The sequence below is a fragment of the Streptomyces sp. UH6 genome, from assembly GCF_013421635.1.
In the GTDB taxonomy this organism is placed as follows: Bacteria; Actinomycetota; Actinomycetes; order Streptomycetales; family Streptomycetaceae; genus Streptomyces; species Streptomyces abyssomicinicus.
Genome location: NZ_JACADT010000520.1, coordinates 1 through 4,005, shown reverse-complemented (window position 1 = coordinate 4,005; position 4,005 = coordinate 1). Strand labels below are relative to the sequence as shown.

The following is a 4,005-nucleotide window of genomic DNA, read 5'->3' as shown; positions in this document are numbered from 1 at the left end:
CGTCCGCCAGCGCCGCCTCGTGGGCGGCGCGCGCGGCGGGATCCGCGTCCGGCGGCGCGGGGTCCCCGTTCAGCACCGCGGCCAGCGGGTCGTCCTCGTACCCGGCGGACATCCTCCCACCACCCCGTCCTCGTGCAGACGGGCGCGGTGCCAGTCCATCGCCCAGTTGGACGCCACCACGGCCGCCCACGCGGACACGTCGCGTGGCGCCTCCTTGCCGGCCGCGGCCCGCTCCAGCAGCCGCAGCCGCACATGCTGGACCCCGTCGGCCAGGTCGGCCTGGGGCACCCCGCCGAGCGCCAGCACCGCCCGCACCCTTCGCTCCTGCTCAGGCTCCAGCGGATCGGCGGGGTCGGCCCCCGCCGCGCCTCTGAACCGCACCCGTCCGCGCAGCACGCCGCCCCTCCCGTTGCGCCCTTCCCACCCCGTACGACGCAGGGAGCGGGAAAAACGTTCGGTCCGCCCGGAGAATGGTGTTCGTCACATCGCGGAGCGGCCCCCGCAGGGCTTCCGCCGGGGCCCGCGAACCACAGGATTCGTCCACGCGGCGGAGGGTAGGCACCGCAGGATCGCCGCCGGACCGCCGTCCGCACCCTGTCCGACCTGCGAGAGGGCGGGCAAAGGATTGGACAGGCGCCCCGGTGGCCGCCGCATGATGGAAACCGGTCACCGCGCAGCACGGGACGCGCGGGAGCGCCGCACACAGGACAGACACGTAAGGGAGTCGCACCGTGAGGGTCGGAATCGTCGGAGCCACCGGTCAGGTCGGCACGGTCATGCGCAGGATCCTCGCGGAGCGGAACTTCCCCGTCACGGAGCTGCGCCTGTTCGCCTCCGCCCGCTCCGCCGGCCGCGAGCTGGACGGTGTGACGGTCGAGGACGCCGCCACCGCCGACTACTCCGGCCTGGACATCGTGCTGTTCTCGGCGGGCGGCGCCACCTCCAGGGCGCTGGCCGAGAAGGTCGCCGCCCAGGGCCCCGTGGTGATCGACAACTCCTCCGCCTGGCGCATGGACCCCGAGGTCCCGCTGGTGGTGTCCGAGGTCAACCCGCACGCGGTCGCGAACCGCCCGAAGGGCATCATCGCCAACCCGAACTGCACCACCATGGCCGCCATGCCGGTGCTGCGCCCGCTCCACGACGAGGCCGGCCTCGAGGCCCTGGTCGCCACCACCTACCAGGCCGTCTCCGGCTCCGGCGTGGCCGGCGTCGCCGAGCTGCACGGCCAGGTCCGCAAGGTCGTCGAGGAGGCCGACAAGCTCACCCACGACGGTTCCGCCGTGGAGTTCCCCGCGCCGGACGTCTACAAGCGGCCCATCGCCTTCAACGTGCTGCCCTTCGCCGGCAACCTGGTCGAGGACGGCCTGAACGAGACCGACGAGGAGCAGAAGCTCCGCAACGAGTCCCGCAAGATCCTGGAGATCCCCGGGCTGAAGGTCTCCGGCACCTGCGTGCGCGTCCCGGTCTTCTCCGGCCACTCCCTCCAGGTGAACGTCCGCTTCGCCCGCCCGCTCAGCCCCGAGCGCGCTGCCGAGCTGCTCGCCGAGGCCCCCGGCGTCGTCCTCACCGACATCCCCACCCCGCTCCAGGCGGCCGGCCAGGACCCGTCCTACGTGGGCCGCATCCGCCGCGACGAGACGGTGGAGAACGGCCTCGCGCTCTTCGTCTCCAACGACAACCTCCGCAAGGGCGCCGCGCTGAACGCCGTCCAGATCGCGGAGCTGGTCGCCGCGGAGCTCTCCGCCGCGTAGCGGAGCGCCCCCCGGACCGGCGTGTCACGCAGGGCGGTCACCCCCACGGGTGACCGCCCTGCGTCGTTCCCCGGGGTCGTCCACAGGCGGTCCGCCCGGTTCGTCCACAGGCCGGGGAACCTGATCGCGCGGAGCGGGAACCCCGTGGAAGGATGGCGCAACCTACGCATAACGAGGAGATGACCGCGTGCCTGGCACCAATCTGACCCGCGAAGAGGCACAGCAGCGGGCCGAGCTGCTCACCGTTGACTCGTACGAGATCGAACTCGACATCTCCGGCGCCCCGGAGGGCGAGACGACCTACCGGTCCGTCACCACGGTGCGCTTCTCGTCCGCCCGGGACGGGGAGTCCTTCATCGATCTGGTCGCCCCCACCGTCCACGAGGTGACCCTCAACGGCGACGCGCTGGACCCGGCCGAGGTGTTCCAGGACTCGCGGATCGCGCTGCCCGGCCTTCTCGAAGGGCCGAACGTGCTGCGCGTGGTCGCCGACTGCGCCTACACCAACACCGGTGAGGGCCTGCACCGCTTCGTCGACCCGGTCGACGAGCAGACCTACCTGTACACGCAGTTCGAGGTGCCGGACGCCCGCCGCGTCTTCGCCTCGTTCGAGCAGCCCGACCTGAAGGCGACCTTCCAGTTCACCGTGAGGGCGCCGCACGGGTGGAGCGTGATCTCCAACTCGCCCACCCCGGAGGAGAAGGACGGGGTCTGGGCCTTCGAGCCGACCCCCCGCGTCTCGTCGTACATCACGGCGCTGATCGCCGGCCCGTACCACTCGGTGCACAGCACCTACGAGAAGGACGGCCGGACGGTCCCGCTCGGCATCTACTGCCGCCCCTCCCTGGCCGAGCACCTCGACTCCGACCACATCTTCGAGGTCACCCGCCTCGGTTTCGACTGGTTCGAGGAGAAGTTCGGTCTCGCCTACCCGTTCGCCAAGTACGACCAGCTCTTCGTGCCGGAGTTCAACGCCGGCGCCATGGAGAACGCGGGCGCGGTCACCATCCGCGACCAGTACGTCTTCCGCTCCAAGGTCACCGACGCCGCGTACGAGCGCCGCGCGGAGACCATCCTCCACGAGCTGGCCCACATGTGGTTCGGCGACCTGGTCACCATGGAGTGGTGGAACGACCTCTGGCTGAACGAGTCGTTCGCCACCTACACCTCGGTCGCCTGCCAGGCCGCCGCCCCCGGCTCCCGCTGGCCGCACGCCTGGACCACGTTCGCCAACTCCGAGAAGACCTGGGCGTACCGGCAGGACCAGCTGCCGTCGACCCACCCGATCATGGCGGACATCCGCGACCTCGAAGACGTCATGGTCAACTTCGACGGCATCACCTACGCCAAGGGCGCCAGCGTCCTCAAGCAGCTGGTGGCGTACGTCGGCGAGGACGAGTTCTTCCGCGGCGTGCAGGCCTACTTCAAGCGTCACGCCTTCGGCAACACGCGTCTGCCGGACCTGCTGGGCGCGCTGGAGGAGACCTCCGGCCGCGACCTGAAGAACTGGTCGACGAAGTGGCTGGAGACGGCCGGCATCAACATCCTCCGCCCGGAGATCGAGACCGACGACGCGGGCGCCATCACCTCCTTCGCCGTCCGCCAGGAGGCCCCCGCGCTGCCCGCCGGCGCCAAGGGCGAGGCGCTGCTGCGGCCGCACCGCATCGCGATCGGCCTCTACGACCTCGACGCCGCCACCGGCAAGCTGGTGCGCGTCGAGCGCCTGGAGCTGGACGTGGACGGCGAGCTCACCGCCGTCCCGCAGCTCGCCGGCACCGCCCGCCCGGACGTGGTCCTGCTCAACGACGACGACCTGTCCTACGCCAAGGTCCGCCTCGACGAGCGGTCGCTGGCCTTCGTCACCGAGCACCTCGGCGACTTCGAGTCCTCCCTGCCGCGCGCCCTGTGCTGGGCGTCCGCCTGGGACATGACCCGTGACGGCGAGCTCGCCACCCGGGACTACCTGGAGCTGGTGCTCTCCTCCATCGCCAGGGAGTCCGACATCGGCGTGGTGCAGTCCCTGCACCGGCAGGTCAAGCTGGCGCTGGAGCTGTACGCGGCCCCCGCCGACCGGGACGTGCTGCTGGCCCGCTGGACCGACGCCACGCTGGCCCACCTGCGGTCCGCCGCGCCGGGCAGCGACCACCAGCTCGCCTGGGCCCGCGCCTTCACCGACGCCGCCCGCACCCCCGAGCAGCTCGACCTGCTGGAGGCACTGCTCGCCGGGTCGGAGAGTCTCGACGGCCTCGCCGTC

The 4,005-nt window shown here is 71.7% G+C and carries 2 protein-coding genes and 1 pseudogene; 2 read left to right on the top strand and 1 reads right to left on the bottom strand.

What is annotated here, in order from left to right:
• Positions 1 to 126: 126 nt before the first annotated feature.
• Positions 127 to 396 (bottom strand): annotated as a pseudogene (locus HW445_RS34155) (RNA polymerase subunit sigma-70); the annotation flags it as partial.
• Positions 397 to 731: 335 nt separating this feature from the next.
• Between HW445_RS34155 and HW445_RS21160 the strand changes: the two are divergent.
• Positions 732 to 1,751: an aspartate-semialdehyde dehydrogenase gene (locus tag HW445_RS21160; protein ID WP_180222561.1), complete on the top strand. Its 1,020-nt coding sequence runs from the start codon at positions 732 to 734 to the stop codon at positions 1,749 to 1,751.
• 187 nt (positions 1,752 to 1,938) lie between these two features.
• Positions 1,939 to 4,005, top strand: a 2,067-nt coding sequence (gene pepN / locus HW445_RS21155) for an aminopeptidase N (protein ID WP_180222560.1), incomplete at its 3' end; no start/stop codon positions are given.